General features: G+C 40.0%; 14 protein-coding genes. 4 read left to right on the top strand and 10 right to left on the bottom strand.

Annotation, left to right across the window (positions count from 1 at the left end; genetic code table 11):
• Positions 1–54: 54 nt before the first annotated feature.
• A complete protein-coding gene (locus tag CHB66_RS13850; protein WP_089241948.1) occupies positions 55–2607 on the top strand; it encodes a M14 family metallopeptidase in 2553 nt (850 codons plus the stop codon).
• A gap of 482 nt (positions 2608–3089) precedes the next feature.
• Here CHB66_RS13850 and CHB66_RS13845 read toward each other — a convergent pair whose 3' ends face one another.
• The 4 genes from CHB66_RS13845 to CHB66_RS13830 form a co-directional block, all read right to left on the bottom strand.
• Positions 3090–5522 (bottom strand): outer membrane beta-barrel family protein, encoded by a 2433-nt coding sequence (locus CHB66_RS13845; RefSeq protein ID WP_089241946.1) that lies wholly within the window; start codon positions 5520–5522, stop codon positions 3090–3092.
• A gap of 226 nt (positions 5523–5748) precedes the next feature.
• Positions 5749–6354 (bottom strand): superoxide dismutase, encoded by a 606-nt coding sequence (locus CHB66_RS13840; RefSeq protein WP_089241944.1) that lies wholly within the window; start codon positions 6352–6354, stop codon positions 5749–5751.
• Positions 6355–6460: 106 nt separating this feature from the next.
• Positions 6461–6904 (bottom strand): nucleoside deaminase, encoded by a 444-nt coding sequence (locus tag CHB66_RS13835; RefSeq protein WP_076497575.1) that lies wholly within the window; start codon positions 6902–6904, stop codon positions 6461–6463.
• Between the two features lie 95 nt (positions 6905–6999).
• Entirely contained in the window at positions 7000–8130 is a 1131-nt protein-coding gene (locus CHB66_RS13830; protein WP_089241942.1) for a hypothetical protein, read from the bottom strand.
• Between the two features lie 327 nt (positions 8131–8457).
• Between CHB66_RS13830 and CHB66_RS13825 the strand changes: the two genes are divergently transcribed.
• Positions 8458–9636, top strand: coding sequence for a Na/Pi symporter (locus tag CHB66_RS13825; RefSeq protein WP_089241940.1), 1179 nt, complete (start codon positions 8458–8460; stop codon positions 9634–9636).
• Here CHB66_RS13825 and deoC read toward each other — a convergent pair.
• From deoC to CHB66_RS13795, 6 genes are all read right to left on the bottom strand, one after another.
• A complete protein-coding gene (gene deoC, locus CHB66_RS13820; RefSeq protein ID WP_089241938.1) occupies positions 9633–10298 on the bottom strand; it encodes a deoxyribose-phosphate aldolase in 666 nt (221 codons plus the stop codon). The two genes, CHB66_RS13825 and deoC, sit on opposite strands and share 4 nt — an antisense overlap.
• Positions 10285–11508 carry an NAD(P)-dependent oxidoreductase gene (locus tag CHB66_RS13815; protein ID WP_089241936.1) on the bottom strand — a complete coding sequence of 408 codons (1224 nt, stop codon included), beginning with the start codon at positions 11506–11508 and terminating at the stop codon, positions 10285–10287. Before CHB66_RS13815 ends, deoC begins: the two co-directional genes overlap by 14 nt.
• Before the next feature lie 279 nt (positions 11509–11787).
• A complete protein-coding gene (locus CHB66_RS13810; RefSeq protein WP_317045602.1) occupies positions 11788–12345 on the bottom strand; it encodes an FKBP-type peptidyl-prolyl cis-trans isomerase in 558 nt (185 codons plus the stop codon).
• 1 nt (position 12346) lies between these two features.
• Positions 12347–12904: an FKBP-type peptidyl-prolyl cis-trans isomerase gene (locus tag CHB66_RS13805; RefSeq protein WP_089241934.1), complete on the bottom strand. Its 558-nt coding sequence runs from the start codon at positions 12902–12904 to the stop codon at positions 12347–12349.
• Between the two features lie 9 nt (positions 12905–12913).
• Positions 12914–13843, bottom strand: a complete 930-nt coding sequence (locus tag CHB66_RS13800) for an FKBP-type peptidyl-prolyl cis-trans isomerase (protein WP_089241932.1) — start codon at positions 13841–13843, stop codon at positions 12914–12916.
• Positions 13830–14873: a DHH family phosphoesterase gene (locus CHB66_RS13795; RefSeq protein ID WP_089241988.1), complete on the bottom strand. Its 1044-nt coding sequence runs from the start codon at positions 14871–14873 to the stop codon at positions 13830–13832. The genes CHB66_RS13800 and CHB66_RS13795 overlap by 14 nt, the downstream gene beginning before the upstream one ends.
• 190 nt (positions 14874–15063) lie before the next feature.
• Here CHB66_RS13795 and CHB66_RS13790 point away from each other — a divergent pair, with 190 nt between their 5' ends.
• Both CHB66_RS13790 and CHB66_RS13785 read left to right on the top strand, forming a co-directional pair.
• Positions 15064–15486: a nucleoside-diphosphate kinase gene (locus CHB66_RS13790; RefSeq protein WP_089241986.1), complete on the top strand. Its 423-nt coding sequence runs from the start codon at positions 15064–15066 to the stop codon at positions 15484–15486.
• A 294-nt stretch (positions 15487–15780) separates the two neighbouring features.
• Positions 15781–17025, top strand: a complete 1245-nt coding sequence (locus CHB66_RS13785; protein WP_089241930.1) for a 6-bladed beta-propeller — start codon at positions 15781–15783, stop codon at positions 17023–17025.
• Positions 17026–17061 lie beyond the last annotated feature (36 nt).

Here is a 17061-nt window from a genome sequence, read left to right as displayed (position 1 = left end):
TATCATTAAATTCTTTTTTTGAAGAAAATAAGCATCAAAAAAATCGTTAAGACCATGTTGAAAAGAAGTTTATTAGCTATCCTCTGCCTGATCAGTTCTTTGAGTTATGCTCAGATAGAACTTTCCTATTATTTGCCTGAAGGCTACACTTATAATTCATCCATCCCTACACCCAAGCAAGTGCTCGGCTTTGAGGTGGGGGAATGGCATGCTTCACACGACCAAGTGGTCATGTACATGAAAGCTTTGGCAGAGGCCTCTGATAGAGTTGTTTTTGAAGAAATTGGAAGAACCTACGAAATGCGCCCTCAAGTCACGCTGACCATCAGTAGTCCCTCCAACTTGGATAGAATTGATGACATCAAAGCTGAACGTAAAAAACTCCGCCAAGCCAATGCCAGCGTAGATCTCGACAAGATGCCCATTGTAGTCTATGCCGGCTACGCTGTTCATGGCAATGAAGCTTCTGCGGTGAATGCATCCCTATTGGCAGCGTACCATTTTGCCGCAGCAGAGGAAATCGCCAATGATTTAGAAAACATAGTGATTGTCCTTGACCCCGCGCTGAATCCTGACGGCGTCAATAGATTTGCCTCTTGGGTCAATTCCCACAAAAGCTATCAACTTAATGGTGACCCTGAAAGCAGAGAACTCAACGAAGCTTGGCCAAGAGGTCGGACCAATCATTATTGGTTTGACTTGAATAGGGACTGGCTGCCCGTGCAGCATCCCGAATCCAGAAATAGAGTGGCTGTCATCCAAGAATGGCTACCCAATATCCAATTGGATTTTCATGAAATGGGCACCAATAGCACCTACTTCTTCCAGCCAGGTGTACCTGCACGAAATCACCCTTTGACCCCAAAACGAAACTTTGACCTCACAGAGAAAATAGCACAGTATCACGCCAAATACCTGGATAAAATTGGATCCCTGTATTACAGTCAAGAAAACTTTGATGACTTCTACTACGGAAAAGGCTCTACCTATCCTGACGTACAAGGATCGATCGGAATTCTCTTTGAGCAAGCATCCTCAAGGGGACACCTCCAAGAAAGCATCTATGGCCCGGTTACTTTTGAGTTTACGATCAGAAATCAGTTCAATACCACCCTCTCTTCCTTCGAGGCAGCCAAAGATCTGCGTAAGGAACTCAATACCTACCTGAGAGATTTCTACCGAGAGGCCAAAAACGAGTCAGACACAGATACCAACAAAGCCTACATCTTTGGATCGAAAACTGATGGGGGAAGAACCTTCCACTTGGCCGATATGATTGCTCAGCATGATGTGGAAGTTTTTGCACTGATGGAAGACATCACAGTCAATGGTGTAGAATTCAAGAAGGATAAAGCTTACATCGTCCCCCTCACCCAGCCCCAATACAGGCTTATTAAGGGTATCTTCGAGGACAGAACAAATTTCCAAGACAGCCTTTTCTATGATGTATCTGCTTGGACCATGCCCATGGCTTTCAACCTAGAATACATGGCACTCAGCAGCAGGATTCTGAATCTTGCCAGTGTGGAAAAAATCGATAAAAACAGTGCATTGATCCCTGGAACAGTCCACGGGGAAGCTGGAGCGCTTGCTTACGCTTTCGAATGGGGAGAGTACTATGCGCCCAAAGCTGTTTATGCTTTGATGCAAAAAGGCTACCTCGTGCGAGTCAGCCATGCTGAATGGGAAAGCCAAGATGGGAAAAAGTTTAACCGAGGAACCATCTTAGTAAGCAAAGGGCAAAAGAATGTATCAGACAGAGAGATGCTCGCTGATCTTGAAAAACTAGCGGAAAATTCTGGGCTCCAAATCCATGCCATCAACTCTGGCTACACCAAAGGTGTCAACCTTGGCTCACCTAGTATAGATGTCCTGGAGCAGCCTAGGATCGCCCTATTGGTAGAAGGTGGGGTGTCTAGCAGTGAAGCTGGAGAGATTTGGCATTTGCTCGATCAGCGCTTTGAGATGCCAGTCACCTTACTCCCCGTAGATCGCATCGGCAATGCAGACTTGAGCAGGTACAATACCATCATCCTTCCCAATGGAAACTACAACAGCCTCGGTAAATCTGGCGCCGATAGGATCAAAGCTTGGACAAGTGCTGGAGGAACGCTGATCGCTAGGGGAAATGCCCTCACTTGGCTTGCAGCACAAGAAATCGGCAACTTCAAATTCAAGGAGCAAGAAACTCAGCCAACTTTTGCCTCCAATGCCTACGCTGATTATACCAATACCATGGGTGCAAGAGTCACAGGTGGAGCCATTTTCAACGCCAAGCTGGACCTTACCCATCCATTAGCCTATGGTTATGAAGCTCAAGATATTTTCACCTTTAGAAATTCCAATCAATTCATGCTGCCAGCAGAGAATCCCTTTGCCAATCCTATGCTGTATAAAAAAGAATCATTGGCCAGTGGCTATGTCCATCCAAGCAACCTAAAAGAAATCAACGGCTCTGCGGGGATACAAGTAGCGACTGTCGGAAGAGGACGGGTCATTGGCTTTGTAGACAATCCCAATTTCAGAGCATTCTGGTTTGGCACCAACAAGCTCTTTATGAACGCCATCTTCTTCGGTGACACCATCAATCCAGGCACGGGAAGGTAGGAGTTTATAAATTAAAATGTAGAACCGCAATTAGACCAACAACCAATTTAATTGGGTTTTATTTAACTCGATCCCGACTCTTCGGAATTATATCCGTCTCGTCGGATAAGTTATTCATGTCGTCATTATTAGCTTTTCCAAAGTTCTGCTTTCTCAATAAGGTTTGTTTGACCTTCAAACCAACTTTGGAAAAGCTTAATTACAACATGTAGTCATATGCAAAACAAGATGAAATACAAGCCAAAAAATCACACCTAATAACAAAAGGTCTTAAAGAGGCGTAGCCCTATCATCTTTATAGCAAATTGTCTCAAAAAACAAAGCCCCAAGGAACCCTTGGGGCTTGTTTTGTACTGGGTATTACCCATCTAATTTAACCTAATCCAATCTATTTTCTATTTAAGTGATATGTCTCTAATTAGCAGCTTGGCAGTTGCTGCTGATTTAACGTTTAACGTTTTTAACAATTAACAACTTTACTTTCAATTCAACCTATCTCTCTCCTCTGTACTGCCACTCCTATTGGATACACGGAAGCTTTCTCCCTGTGCAAACTTATATCTCAGGGTCAATCTTACGCCTTGATTACTTCTGTACTGTCTGAAGAAGGTGTCTATCTGATCAAACTGTACATCTGCTCTGATCACTTGTGTCCTCAATAGATCAGTACCATTCACCGTCAATGTCAGCTTATCCTTGGCAAAGGACTTGGTCACCCCTGCATCAATACCACCCATGGCACCGATCGTCGCCTGACCCCAAAGCATCGGACTCATGTACATCCCTATCAATTCTGCCTTGAAACCTTTGGGAAGGATGAAGTTGTGCTGTGTTCTTGCCATGTAGGAAAACTGTGACACATCCAAGAGTGCATCTCCGATTTGAGATTTCCATTGGGCATGATTCATTTGCAGCATATTGCTGGTATTCCACCAAGATGTAATCTCCACAGGTACTATGGCTCTAAAGTTGATATTCTGAGACCTATCCAAATTCGCATTGAAGGTAGTAGTCGTGCGACTTTCTTGATCCTGCTCGAAGATTTGCTGGAATACATCTGTGGTCAATGCATAGCCTAAGCTGAATTGGTAGGCACCTTTGACCACGTGATTCATCTCAAAATTATGGGCATATTGTGGTCTTAAATTTGGATTGCCTCGCTCGGTGGTCAGCGGATCAATGTAGAACACAAATGGATTCAACAATCGGTAATTAGGCCTGGTGATCCTCCTATTGGCATTGTAGATGATTTGATAGTCTTTGCTCACTTTATGCTGTACAAACATGCTCGGAAACAGGTCAAAATATCGCTGTGCATTCTCCTGCTCCAAGGTCACAGAAGTACCCAAAATATCAGAGTATTCCCCTCTCAAGCCTGCTTGGAAACTCACTTTGTCAGAGAACTTACTTTTATAAGAAGCATAGGCTGCTAGGACATTTTCTTCGTAAATGAATCTATTGCTATTTGGGTCAGGGTTAAAAGGCCCCTCTCCAATAGACCTGCTAAGGTCTAGGTCATTGTCAGATTTGACCCAGCTTCCCTTCAAACCTGTCTCCAATACGCGACCCTTTCCAAAGGGCTTGGTGAAGTCTACTTTGGCAGTGAATATGGTATAATCCATATTATTGAGGTTACGAATCCTATCAAAAGAAGCCTGATCCTCAGCATCATTGAGCCAATAGCTGTTGGATAAGGTGGCAGCAGCATCTGAATGCATCTTGGTGAAGTCTACATCTGTAGTGATCTTTGTTCCCAAGGTGTCCAATAAACCCACGTAATGGAAGTTACCAAAAAGCCTATAGTTGCTATTCTCGCTATCATTGATAGATCTTAGGAAGTTCTGATCTGTGGTACCAGGATTGCTAACTTGTGTCAATGCCTTACTGATGTCGGTACCATTGGAACTAGAAGCTTGTACACTGACTCCCAAGCTGTGGTTTTTGTTGATTTCATAATCAGATCCTCCATTGAAAAACAGGTTCTTGCCTCTAGTAGTGATCCTGCTATCCTGATCAAAGACAGATAGACCTTCTGCCAGCTGGAAATTTCTCAAAATTTCTAAATCGTTGTAGATAGCGTACTCACTGTAGTTTAGACTGGCATTATTCGTCCATTTCCCTTTTTTCACATTTACTGTCACGCCAGTATTAGGAGCAAATTGACCATTATACTGTCCTCCTACATGGACATTGCCAAATACACCATCGATATTATTTTTCTTCAACTTGATGTTGACCACCCCTGCGGCACCTTCTGCATCGAAGCGCGAACTTGGGTTGTTGATGATTTCTATACTCTTGATATTTTCAGCTGGCATCGCTCTTAGAAAATTAGCCAAGTCCGCCGCACTCATGTATGTCTGACGGTCATTGATCATCACAGTCACACCAGAGCGACCATTGAGGTTGATATTCCCTTCTTGATCTACATAGATCCCTGGAGACCTTCCGATGACATCAAGTGCGGTATTGCCTTCTGCCATCACAGTGCCTTCTATGTTGACAGTAGTCTTATCAGGCTCGATGATGACTTCAGGACGATTGGCTCTTACGGTGACTTCGCCCAAGGCTGCGATTTCTTCTGTGATGCTGAGGGCTCCAAAGTCCTTCTTCTCTCCTGCATTTAACTGAAAAGTCTCTGACTTGAAGGTTTCAAATCCTATGGAAGAAACCAACAGCTTAAACTCTCCCGATCGAGAGGATTCCAAAATAAAGTTTCCGGACTCATCTGTCACGGCACCGGTGATCATGGATTCGGACTGAGCGTCCACCAGCATCACATTTGCGAAGGGTAAGGCTTCGCCCTTTTGATCATGAACTTGCCCCCGAATGATGGAAATCTCTTTTGCTGCTACATTACTGACCCCTAGGAGAAAAGCAAAAAAGATGGTAAAAACTTGGATAGAAATTTTCATTGGTTTAGAAATTAATTGTGTCTGAGTTATTTGGTACAGACCAGTATGAAAAAGCAGTGCCAAGAGGGATTTTAATTTATAATATGTTGATTATCAATATATTATATAAATTCAAAAAAATATCTTTGTTCCAATTCCGAACAGTTTGATTGTTCGCTTTGGGTACACAAAAAAAACCCTGCAAGCTGAAAGCCTACAGGGTTTGAGGTGATATCAAGCAACTTAATTATTTAGCTGCTGCAAATCTTTTGCTTACTTCGTCCCAATTGACCAAGTTCCAGAAAGCTCCTACATAGTCAGGTCTTCTGTTTTGATAGTTCAAATAATAAGCATGCTCCCATACATCAAGACCTAGGATTGGCGTACCCGGGCATTCCGCTACATCCATCAAAGGATTATCTTGGTTTGGGGAAGAGCATACACAAAGTTCCTTTTTCTCATCAACACAAAGCCAAGCCCATCCAGAACCGAATCTAGTCGCTGCTGCCTTGTTGAATTCTTCTTTGAAAGCATCAAAAGAACCAAACTTAGCATCTATAGCAGCTGCCAAATCCCCAGAAGGTTGACCTCCACCGTTTGGTGCAAGGATAGTCCAAAAAAGGCTGTGGTTATAGTGACCACCACCATTGTTTCTTACCGCAGCATTAGATCCTGCTACTTTCATCAATTCCTCTAGAGACTTACCTTCAAGGTCAGTTCCTGCGATGGCATTGTTCAAGTTAGTCACATAAGCATTGTGGTGCTTACCATGATGGATTTCCATAGTTTTTGCATCAATATGCGGCTCTAGCGCATTAAAATCATAAGGTAATTTTGGAAGTTCAAAAGCCATAATGTTTTTGGTTTTATAGTTTATGATAAAATTTATTTCATTGTATACACATACATCCAATTAACCAACCCCACTTATAAATAGTTCTTTTCTGATGACAAAATGCTCATTTTCTCAATTTTTGAAAAAATTCATCCAGCAATTGCTTTGACTCAGCAGCCATCAAGCCAGCATGAACTTTGGTTTTGGGATGTAGCAAGCCCTCTGAGAATCGCGCAAAACCCCGCTTCGGATCGGATGCTGCATAGTGAACCTCACCAAGCTGCGACCAAAAACTCGCTCCTGCACACATGACACATGGCTCCAAAGTCACATAAAGTTTACATTCATTGAGATATTTGGAACCTAGTGCATTGGCGGCTGCTGTGATGGCTAGCATTTCGGCATGGGCTGTGGCATCGGTCAGCTTTTCTGTTTGATTGTAAGCCTTAGCGATTACTTTATTCCTACAGACTACGATTGCACCCACGGGGATCTCATCATCTTCAAAAGCCTCCTTGGCCATCTTCATGGCCTCATTCATAAAATACTCGTCTGTATATAATTCCATCGTATGTCAAAAATACGAGAATTGAATCAATTGTAACGAAAAAATAAAGCTTAAATCGTCCACGGTCGTGTGAAAATCATCGACCGTGGACCATATTAAAATATCAACTCAAATATCTCTTTTCTTACACCTTCATTGATGATCAAGGCCAGAATCAAAGAAACCAGCAAGCCTATCAATGCACGTGTCATGTCTTTTCTAGCTAGTCTATAAGCCCTCACCAGCCTAGCCTTACGCTTCTTGAGTTTCCGCGATTTGGCTAAGGCAATAGAAAGCTCTCTACCTCCCAGCAAACCAATAAACACCCAAGTGGTACTCATCGGGACATTATTGACCATCTTAAAGTAGAACAAAATAATCGCATAGACAAAATCTACAATAGTAGCCGCTCGGACATCAGTGACTTTGGTCTTTTCATTGACTATCCCTTGGATCCTGTCACCCTTGAGGTAAAATAGAAAACCTAAGCCTAAAAACACAAACCCCGCATAGGCTACAAACTCCCATACATTCAACTGTCTTGGCAAGAATACCGCGATATTGGCAGCATCCTGCATGATCCATACTGCCCAGAGTGTCCCTGATGTGATCCATTGTAAGACATACCAATAAGGCTTTGGCTTGCCTTTGAGGTAGGCTTTGACAAATTTCTCCAAAACAAACCATACCACTATAGCGATCCCAAATGCTAACAAATAGCCCAAGAAGCTTTTTTGCATCACACTGACAATCGTCCCGGCCTTGTAAGTGAAAACATTGAGCAATAGAAAAGTAGTTGACACGGGCATTCTCATCCTAGTCATGACTAGCAGGACGATAGGTGCTGCCAACTGAAGGAACACAAAACTCTGAGGTGCTTGCTCCAAACCTGGTACTTGTAGTCTTTCATAGCTGACATCGCCATTGAATGTAATCCAGCTATATGTTACCGTACCAACAAAAATAACCCCCATAAACAACCATAACCAATACCACTTCCTATTCTGATTGGAAGCAATAAAGGTACCTATGGTCTGAATACTATCATTGGCAATGGCCGAGTAGGCTGCCAATGCAAAACCAAACCACATAGCGGCATATGTATATGGTGTCAGGATTCCGGCAACTGACACCAAAATAAGAATAATGACCAAAAAGGATTTTTCTTTCTTTGTAAAATCAAAAAGTGCGTAGGATGCTTTTGAGAGTGCGTCCTGATTAATGTTTTGATCTTTGAGCTTAGCCATAGTTAGGTTTTGGCGTTGAAATTTTCAAGTGCAAAGTTAAAGAAGATTATTTGGCATGAATGTTAACAAATTGTTAAGACAATGATACCATTTCTTAATACTGCAAAGTTATTGAGTCGCACTCCAAAGTCAAGTACAAAGCAAAATTTTAATCACCCTTTCTTTAGAATCAAAAAATATAATTCTAATTTTTAATTTTAGAACCGCTTAGATTCCAAATTAATATTAACAATATCTTCATATTGATTCACCTCTTATTTCCATAATCTCCCCTTACTTTGTAGCATAATTTAGGATAGGTGAAGCCATCAGGAGCATAATCAATCAATGACAACCAACAAAGTATCTACACAACAGCCCAATAAGGCACTTTTCTTTTTGAAAATGCTCCTTGCCTTGTTGCTGTTCATGTTTGCCATAGACTTGTTGACAGTGTCTATGCTTCAGCTTAACAATGAGTTGGCAAAGGAGATTTTTCAAGCCACTAACAATCCTTTCGTAGGTCTTTTCATTGGTTTGCTGATGACTGCCCTGATTCAAAGCAGTTCCACAGTGACTGCTATGATTGTAGCAGTAGTAGCTTCCGGCAATCTTTCATTGATGCAGGCAGTACCATTAGTCATGGGAGCCAATATAGGGACCACCATTACCAGTACCTTAGTTTCTTTTTCATTCATTATGAAAAAGGGAGAATTCAAAAAAGCACTTTCTGCTGGCGTGTTACATGATGTATTCAATATCATCACTGTAATAATTCTATTTCCTTTAGAATTCTACTTTGGATTTTTGAGCAGCTCAGCTATGTACATCACCAACACTTTTTTTGACTCTAATAATGATTTTGAAGGTCAGTATAAGTACAATGTCCTTTTTACAAGACCCCTATCACTGTGGGTGGTAGATTTTCTAAGGCTACCGATAGTCGCATTGATTTTTAGTGTATTGCTCGTATTTGGAGCCATTAAGTTACTATCTGTGACTGTCTTTCGCTCTTTCGTCTCTGATAACTATAAGAAAGTCAGCAAACATATTTTCAAATCCCCTTTTGTTGCATTCATTTATGGTGTGTTTTTCACGGCTGCGGTTCAGTCTAGCACCGTCACCACTTCCTTAATCGTACCCGCGGTAGCCAATAGAAAAATCTCTTTAATCAAGGTTTTCCCCTTTATTATTGGCGCCAATATTGGAACCACCATTACCGCAGTCATTGCTGCAATCTACAAGACTGAGGCAGCCATCAGCATTGCCATTGTGCACGTGCTTTTCAATTTCATCGGGGCCTTGGTGTTTATGCCCATTTCTTCAGTAAGGAACATCCCAGTAAAAATTGCCACATTCTTGGGTAAAGAGTCCGTCAAAACAAGGGTAGTTGGGTTTGCATATATATTGCTCACCTTTTTTATCATTCCTTTTTTGCTGATCTATTTCAATAAAAATGAGGATATGGCTACTTCACAGGCCAACCAGAAAAAAATCAATCAAACAGAAACCCCAACAGAAAATTAATCCTGCTGGGCTTTTTGTTCTTTCACGATCTCCACACCAGAACTTGTTCCAATTCGATCTGCTCCTGCTTCGATCAGTGCTTTGGCTTGTGCATAATTCTTAATACCTCCACTAGCTTTGATTCCCACATTGCTAGGTAGATTGGCACGCATCAAGGCGATATGTTCTACCTTAGCTCCCTCAGGAGCAAAGCCTGTTGAGGTTTTGACATAATCAACTCCTGCGTCTCTACAAATCTCACAGGCTTGGATGATTTCAGCATCATTCAGGTAAGCGGTCTCAATAATCACTTTGAGTATACGCTCATGTTGATGACAAATATTGGCTAGCTTGGCCAGTTCTATTTTTGGCCAGTTCATTCCCGCTTTGAAGGCAGTAAGAGACCAGACTACATCTATCTCATCAGCGCCGTCCCTAATAGCTAGCTCTGTCTCGTGTGCTTTGGCCTCGCTCATATTATAACCTAGAGGAAAACCCACTACCGTAACCAGTTGGATAGGCGCATCTCCTATTTCTCTCTTGGCTTTCTTTACCCAAAATGGGGGTACGCAGATGCCGATAAAACCATAATCCTTTGCTTCTTGCACAAGATTTTCGATGTCTGTATCTGTGGTCAAGGGCTTCAAGACTGTCTGCTCAATATATCGCTCAATATTTTTCATTTTCTTGGCTATTTTCAGCTACAAATTCCTTCAAATATATAAACTCTAATGTCAAATCCCCTTCTTTGGCTACCGTAGCTTTCTCTATCATTTCCGACCTTGGCTTCATCAGCTCTGGAATGAAATACTTCATCAACTGTTCCCCAAAATCTTTGGAGGCATCCCGGGGCAACTCAGTAGGCAAATTATCGATGGCCATCACAGAGATACTTGTTTGTTTACCAAATGGTGGCAACTCTTCGAAATGTTCCCTATCGATATCATACACTGGATCTAGCACTTTAGATGCACGAATTGTAGTCGGCACGGAACCATGAATATCACAGGTAATGTCCGCTATTACGGAAATATTGAAATCATCAGACTTGATATCTTCAGGACTAAAAAGTCTAGGTGCCCGATTGTCCCAATAGGCAGCAGCCATCAGAATATCACTGACTTCCGCATATTTCAAGAAATGGCTTTCGTACTTCTCTGGTTCTTTATAAAATTCAATCCTATCAAATCCTCCATCTGTTTTCCTTCTATTAAAATGCGAGGATGAAAGGACTGTGAAAACTGGTTCTTCAAAATAAGCATTCAAAAAATCATGCGAATCCACTTGCCTCATTCCAGCTTCTAGAAGCACCTCAACCACACCTTTCCCAACACGACCTGTGCCAGTTACAACAATTTTGATAGGTGGTAGCTGTACTTTATGAAGTTCCCTATCCAACTCTTCTCGATCGAAGCAATCATATGCTCTCTTGATATCATATAGACCCGATTTCTTCCCATAGGTCCAAAGTCCATTGTAAGCACCAACTATTCCCGCCCAGCGCCCAAAAGCTACAACTCTTTCTCCTTGAGGATTCTTGATCACTTCATAATCAATCAACTTGATTTGCTTTTGGATGATAGCCTGAAGCAGTGCCCTATTGTATGGTTGTTTCTTGATGGTATGAGAAAAAAACACATACGTCTTCTCATCTTTCAATTGGACTATGGGAACTTCTTTGATCCCCATAAACACATCACAATCTTCAATATCATCGGTGACCGTAATCCCCCTTGACATATATTCTATATCTTCAAATGACCTGACATCGGAGTTCTCCACTACTACTTCGAGCTGGGGATAGACGCGATGCAACTCCAAAATCTGTTCTGGCGTAAAGGCCACTCGCTTATCGGCTGGAATTTTCCCTTCCTTGATCAATGCGATTTTCATAATGAAAGAATTTTGAGTTCCGAAATAACTGTTTTAGATCGCCAATAAAAATAGCTTCTCTCATGGTTAAGCGCTGGCGTAATTATCTGTAGATTCACTATTAAATTCAAGGTCATCGTATTTGGGTTTTTGGTTTAAAAGTAAGGCAGGTGTTCCAATGATCATTTGGCTCCTTCCAGCTTGAAGATAGAAATAAAAAAGCAAGGAAGGTAAAAATATCAAGGTATCTTAATCTTCAAAAACAAAAAAAGCAGCTAAATCAGCTGCTTTTTGAATTGTTTAATCTATTCCTAGAAAATCCACATCAAACCTGAGAACTGAGTTTGGAGGTATCCTTTCATTGGTATCAGAGTCCCTATAACCCAGAGGGGAAGGAATCAAAAGCACGGCTTTGGAACCAGATCTCAATCTTCTAAACCCAAAATTGAATCCAGGTATAGCTGACCCAGTACTATTTGGCCCAGGAATGGTGAAAAGAAACACAGTGTAGCTTCTATTATCATCGAAGATATCATTGGCTCTAGCTACATCTTCAATACTTGTGTCGAAAACTGATCCATCCAATAAGCTACCAATGTAATTCGTGTAAACAACACTATTGGATCCAGGCCTTGATCCTTCACCTTCTTCTTGTACAATGATCACTACCCCAGAAGGATCGTGGATCCTGTAAAGGCTATCAATAGGAGTAGACAATAGATATTCATCTATTTTAACTCTATCAGCTGCTAGATTCCCATCAAAATCATACGTTGGACCGCCAAAAGGATTTTGTTGATCGCAGGAAGCTAAAACCAATAAGGTTAATACAAAAATCAAACTGTATTTATTCATCATTCTAATCATCAGATTCGTCTTCTTCTTCAAGGATAGTAGGCAATAATTCAAGTTCAAAGATTAATGGAGTATTGCCACCGATTACAGGAGGGCTTCCCGCTCTTCCATAAGCATAAAGTGATGGAATAAAGGCAAGAATCTTATCTCCAATATCCATTTTGGATACAGCAAAATCAAAACCTGGGATTACTGAACCTGCATTGAAGGTGTATGTCAACGGTTCATAGATTCTATTGGCATTGAAAATATTATTTGCTTTTGCGACAGCTTCTTTAGAAGTATCGAAGACAACGTTCTCAAGAAATTTCCCAACATAATCAACGGTGACACGCTGCCCGGGGACTGGCTTTACACCGCTTTCAGAAGTTTCCTTCCAAATGAATATAAAACCCAGACCAGGATCTCGCTCTTCTTTGACTCCAGTTACGTTATTATCTGCGATGTATTTTTCAAATGCTTGTATCTCTCTTTGAAGAATCACATCTGCATTTTCCTGATCAGAAATACAACCTGTTGCTAACAGGAAAAATGATAAAACTACAACGCTTAACTTTTTCATAAATTTCAATTATTTAACATCCTTCACTTCTACGTCGAAGATCAAAACAGAGTTTGGCTTAATGATAGGACCTGACTGTCTGTCACCATACGCTAAGGTGGAAGGGATCAAGAACTTAGCTTTGGACCCATTTTTCAGCAAGGCTAAACCCTCGTCCCATCCTGGAATCACTCTACCCATACCTACTTGAACATCTATAGGCTCATATCCACCTCTTTGCTCGTTGTAGATACCATTATCTTGGGCAATTTTTTCATTACTGGTATCGAATAGTGTACCATCTAAAAGGTATCCAGCATAATCTACCGCAGCAACTTGTCCTGCTTCAATCTGAGATCCGGTTCCTTCATTCTCTATGACGTAAAAAAGGCCTGATTCTGTCCTGTTCGCTTTCAAATTATTTTGCGCAATATAGTCCTCGATCAATTTTACATCAATTTCAAGCTGCTCTGCTGATTTCTCAGCTTGCTTTTTCATTTGAGCATCTTGCAAAGCAGTGAAATAAGCTTTAACGCCTTCCTCGTCCAATACATCAAATACGCCAATTTGAATCTTCACTTTGGCATTTTCTTGAATAAATGGTGGAATATTAAACTCTCCAAATACTTTTACAGCTGGTGCCTCGAAGGAAATACTATCTCCTTTTCTCAAGCCTAAGAAGATTTCATCCATACCATTCGTAGCAACTGCAGAGTCATTATAAAGCATGTACCCAGGCTGCATTTGATCATAAGTAGAAATAAAGGTGGAATCATTTTCGGTAGCCACGATTAAGTTATAGAGCACATATTCACCGTTTTTAGGATCTTCTTTTCCCTCCTTGATGTAAGTGTACTCTATGCCGTCAGATGTTGTTTTTTTAGTTTTGGTACATGCTGACATGGATACTGCCGACGCTACTACTGCGGCTGACAATAAAAGGCTTTTAATTTTTTTCATGGATGAGTTCTAATTGATTGTATAAAGTGTTTGTATTATCTTTGATTAATTGCTCAAATTTCTCTGTTGTCTCGCTCAATGTCAAGTCTGATTTTCCTCCGGATGCATTTTTATGGCCTCCACCATTGAAGTGTTCTTGAGCAAACTTATTGACCGCAACTTCTTCAACAGACCTGAAGGAAATCTTGATCCCATCCTCACGCTCTGTAAATAAGGCTGCAATCTTGATCCCATCTATAGATAGGGCATAATTCACCAAGCCTTCTGTATCTCCTGTCTGAGAGGCATATTTCTTCAAATCCTTTTTTGAAATCGCAAAATACGCTATCCTTAAATCTTGATTGATGACCAACCTACGTGAAATGGCAAAACCGATAAACTTCAGTCTATTCACACTATTGGTGTCATAAATCAACTTAGATATTTTGGTATTGTCAGCACCTAACTCAATCAGTTCAGCGGTGATAAGGTGAACATTCTTGGTTGTATTGGGATGTCTAAAACCTCCCGTATCAGTCATGATCCCCGCATAAAGACAATCTGCAATATCAGCATCAAGCAGATCCTTATCTCCAAGTTCATCTACGATCAATTCATAAACCAACTCACAGGTAGCTGCTGCATCTGTACTCCAATAGCTAAATTGACTGAAATCTTTGGGGTCTTGGTGATGGTCGATGTTGACGATATAAGCAGAAGAATTTTTGACATGGTCTTGCATGGACTGTAGCCTGCTCAGGCAAGAAAAATCAAGACAAAAAATGATTTCTGCTGCTTCGATTTTTTGGATAGCCTCCTTTTGATGGGATTTATCCTCGAAGTTAATGACCTCTTCGTTTCCTTTCATCCAATGTAGGAATGAGGGATAATCAGAAGGAGTGATAACTGTTACCTCATGGCCTTTTTTGATCAGGTAATTTTTCAAACCCAATGAAGAACCCAGTGCATCTGCATCAGGCTTGTGGTGGGTGGTAATTACAATCTTGGCTGGGGAGGCGATTTTATTTTTGAATAACTCTAATGCTTGCATTTTTAAGCTTTTGTCGATTCTCTTTGGAGAACACAGTCTGCAAAGGTCAGGATAATTTTTGAAAATTCCCAATACAGGTAAGAGACTAGAAATTAAAGAGATAACAGAGATTTCACATCCAACATTCGGAACTTCATTTATTTCCCGTATTTTTGCACCCTTATTCAAAAAACGATATAAATCTATCCATATGGCAACTAACAGAACTTTCACAATGATCAAGCCTGATGCTTTTGGCGCAGGTAATTCAGGTGCAATTTTAAAAATGATCGAAGATGCAGGTTTCAAGGTAGTAGCAATGAAAGCTACAAAATTGACTCCTGAATTGGCAGGCAAATTCTACGAGGTACACAAAGAGAGACCTTTCTACGCTGACCTTTGTGCATACATGTCTTCAGGACCTATTTTCGCTGCTATCCTTGAAAAAGACAATGCAGTGGAAGACTTCCGCAAATTGATCGGCGCTACCAACCCTGCTGATGCAGCGGAAGGAACGATCAGAAAAATCTTCGCTAAATCTATCGAAGCAAATGCGGTTCACGGTTCTGACTCTGACGAAAACGCAACAATCGAAGGAAACTTCTTCTTCAATCAGGCGGAGAGAGTGCTTTAATCAATATAATTCTGTATAAATCAAAAAGCCCAGTTTCTGAATCAGAAGCTGGGTTTTTTGTTTTATATATGAGTTAGTATTTTTAAATATTTCTTGAAGGTTAAAAATTTACATTTTTTCATTACTCATAAGTCTATGTCGGCAATCACAAAATCTTCTTTGGTAAATTATCTTCAAGAGACAGGTATTTTGAGGTGTTTTCAATAAAATCATAATTGATACTAAATGATGAAAATCACTAAATTGTTTTTTTTACCAAAAAAAACTAGTTTAGAGAGATTTTAAATTTAACTTATGAAGCTATTTATTCAAATACTATTTTGTTTAGTCCTACTGAGTTGTAATAGGACTAAACCACAAAACGAAGATATAATTGCTTCATTAAAAGCAACTTCTATTTCTGATTTAAAGGCTGCATCCTTTTCTCTGGCATCAGATTTTTTCGATTCAGGTTACTTAGTAATACTTGAAGAAAATCCTGCCGCAAAAACAAGAATTTCAGAAATTAAAAATGTTGTTCAATTTGAAGAAAAGATTTACCTACAAGGAGTAGGACAATTTCCATTATCAAAATTTGATAAAAGCGGAAAATTTATCTCTGAAATTGGTAAAATTGGTCAAGGGCCTGAAGAATATTCAGAGATTACTAGCTTTACAATAAACAAAGAAAAAAAGCTAATTTATATTTATGATCAATGGTTATCAAAATTATTAGTATTTAACCTTAATGGTGAATTTCAATTTGAAAAAATAATTAGGCTTGGGAATATTTATGCAAAAGGAGAGTATTTATATGTACAAAATCCTGCAAATGCAAATGAGAAAGGTCGGCTAGAAAAAAATAGAGTCGAAGTGTATGATTATCAATTGAATGAACTTATTTATTCTGATTTAGAAATCGAACTTCATAATTTGAATTCAGTAGCTGAGTACAATGTATTTTCAGAAAAGGGAGATACATTGATAATTCATCCTCCTAGCTCTTTTGAATTGATTTACTTAAAGAATAACAAAATCGTAAAACATATAGAAAATATTGAAAGCCCAATCTTTCCCACTTTGGAAGAGAGAATAAAATACGTGGATTTGGTTTTAAAAAGAGAGCCAAGTCAGTCAGGTCAGTTCATAAATGGTGAAATTCAAAAATCAAGTGGATTAATGAGCTTGTTCTATTTTAATAACAAAGAACTAGCAGTCTTTAATTTTGCCAATAAGTTATTTTACAAGGGAGTGAAAAACAATATGAATTTAACTTCTTATGGGATTTTAGATGACATAGTTTCTTCTAACGCAGATATTAAACCAATCACCACAACTGATGGTTACTTAGTTTCTGTATTGAAACCTGATCATTTTCATACCATAAATAGTACTAGTTTGGAAATTAGAAAAAGTAATTTCCAAAAATTTTACGCTTTAAATAACCTAAAATATGATGATCGTATAGACAACTTACTTGGAGCGGTTAAGCAGACTGCCTCTAAACATTTCACTAATAAATATGATGAACCACCATTTTCTCTACTATTCTTGAAATAAAGAGAATAGTAAAAGAAAATAGCCCATATCCAAAAT

It is taken from the genome of Belliella buryatensis (genome assembly GCF_900188245.1).
In the GTDB taxonomy this organism is placed as follows: Bacteria; Bacteroidota; Bacteroidia; order Cytophagales; family Cyclobacteriaceae; genus Belliella; species Belliella buryatensis.
This window is presented reverse-complemented; position numbering and strand designations above follow the sequence as displayed.

Bases quoted from the DNA above. Each gene is read 5' to 3' on its own strand.
- CHB66_RS13850 (WP_089241948.1), top strand. From the start codon at position 55: ATGTTGAAAAGAAGTTTATTAGCTATCCTCTGCCTGATCAGTTCTTTG.
- CHB66_RS13845 (WP_089241946.1), bottom strand. From the start codon at position 5,522: ATGAAAATTTCTATCCAAGTTTTTACCATCTTTTTTGCTTTTCTCCTA.
- CHB66_RS13840 (WP_089241944.1), bottom strand. From the start codon at position 6,354: ATGGCTTTTGAACTTCCAAAATTACCTTATGATTTTAATGCGCTAGAG.
- CHB66_RS13835 (WP_076497575.1), bottom strand. From the start codon at position 6,904: ATGGAATTATATACAGACGAGTATTTTATGAATGAGGCCATGAAGATG.
- CHB66_RS13830 (WP_089241942.1), bottom strand. From the start codon at position 8,130: ATGGCTAAGCTCAAAGATCAAAACATTAATCAGGACGCACTCTCAAAA.
- CHB66_RS13825 (WP_089241940.1), top strand. From the start codon at position 8,458: ATGACAACCAACAAAGTATCTACACAACAGCCCAATAAGGCACTTTTC.
- deoC (WP_089241938.1), bottom strand. From the start codon at position 10,298: ATGAAAAATATTGAGCGATATATTGAGCAGACAGTCTTGAAGCCCTTG.
- CHB66_RS13815 (WP_089241936.1), bottom strand. From the start codon at position 11,508: ATGAAAATCGCATTGATCAAGGAAGGGAAAATTCCAGCCGATAAGCGA.
- CHB66_RS13810 (WP_317045602.1), bottom strand. From the start codon at position 12,345: ATGATGAATAAATACAGTTTGATTTTTGTATTAACCTTATTGGTTTTA.
- CHB66_RS13805 (WP_089241934.1), bottom strand. From the start codon at position 12,904: ATGAAAAAGTTAAGCGTTGTAGTTTTATCATTTTTCCTGTTAGCAACA.
- CHB66_RS13800 (WP_089241932.1), bottom strand. From the start codon at position 13,843: ATGAAAAAAATTAAAAGCCTTTTATTGTCAGCCGCAGTAGTAGCGTCG.
- CHB66_RS13795 (WP_089241988.1), bottom strand. From the start codon at position 14,873: ATGCAAGCATTAGAGTTATTCAAAAATAAAATCGCCTCCCCAGCCAAG.
- CHB66_RS13790 (WP_089241986.1), top strand. From the start codon at position 15,064: ATGGCAACTAACAGAACTTTCACAATGATCAAGCCTGATGCTTTTGGC.
- CHB66_RS13785 (WP_089241930.1), top strand. From the start codon at position 15,781: ATGAAGCTATTTATTCAAATACTATTTTGTTTAGTCCTACTGAGTTGT.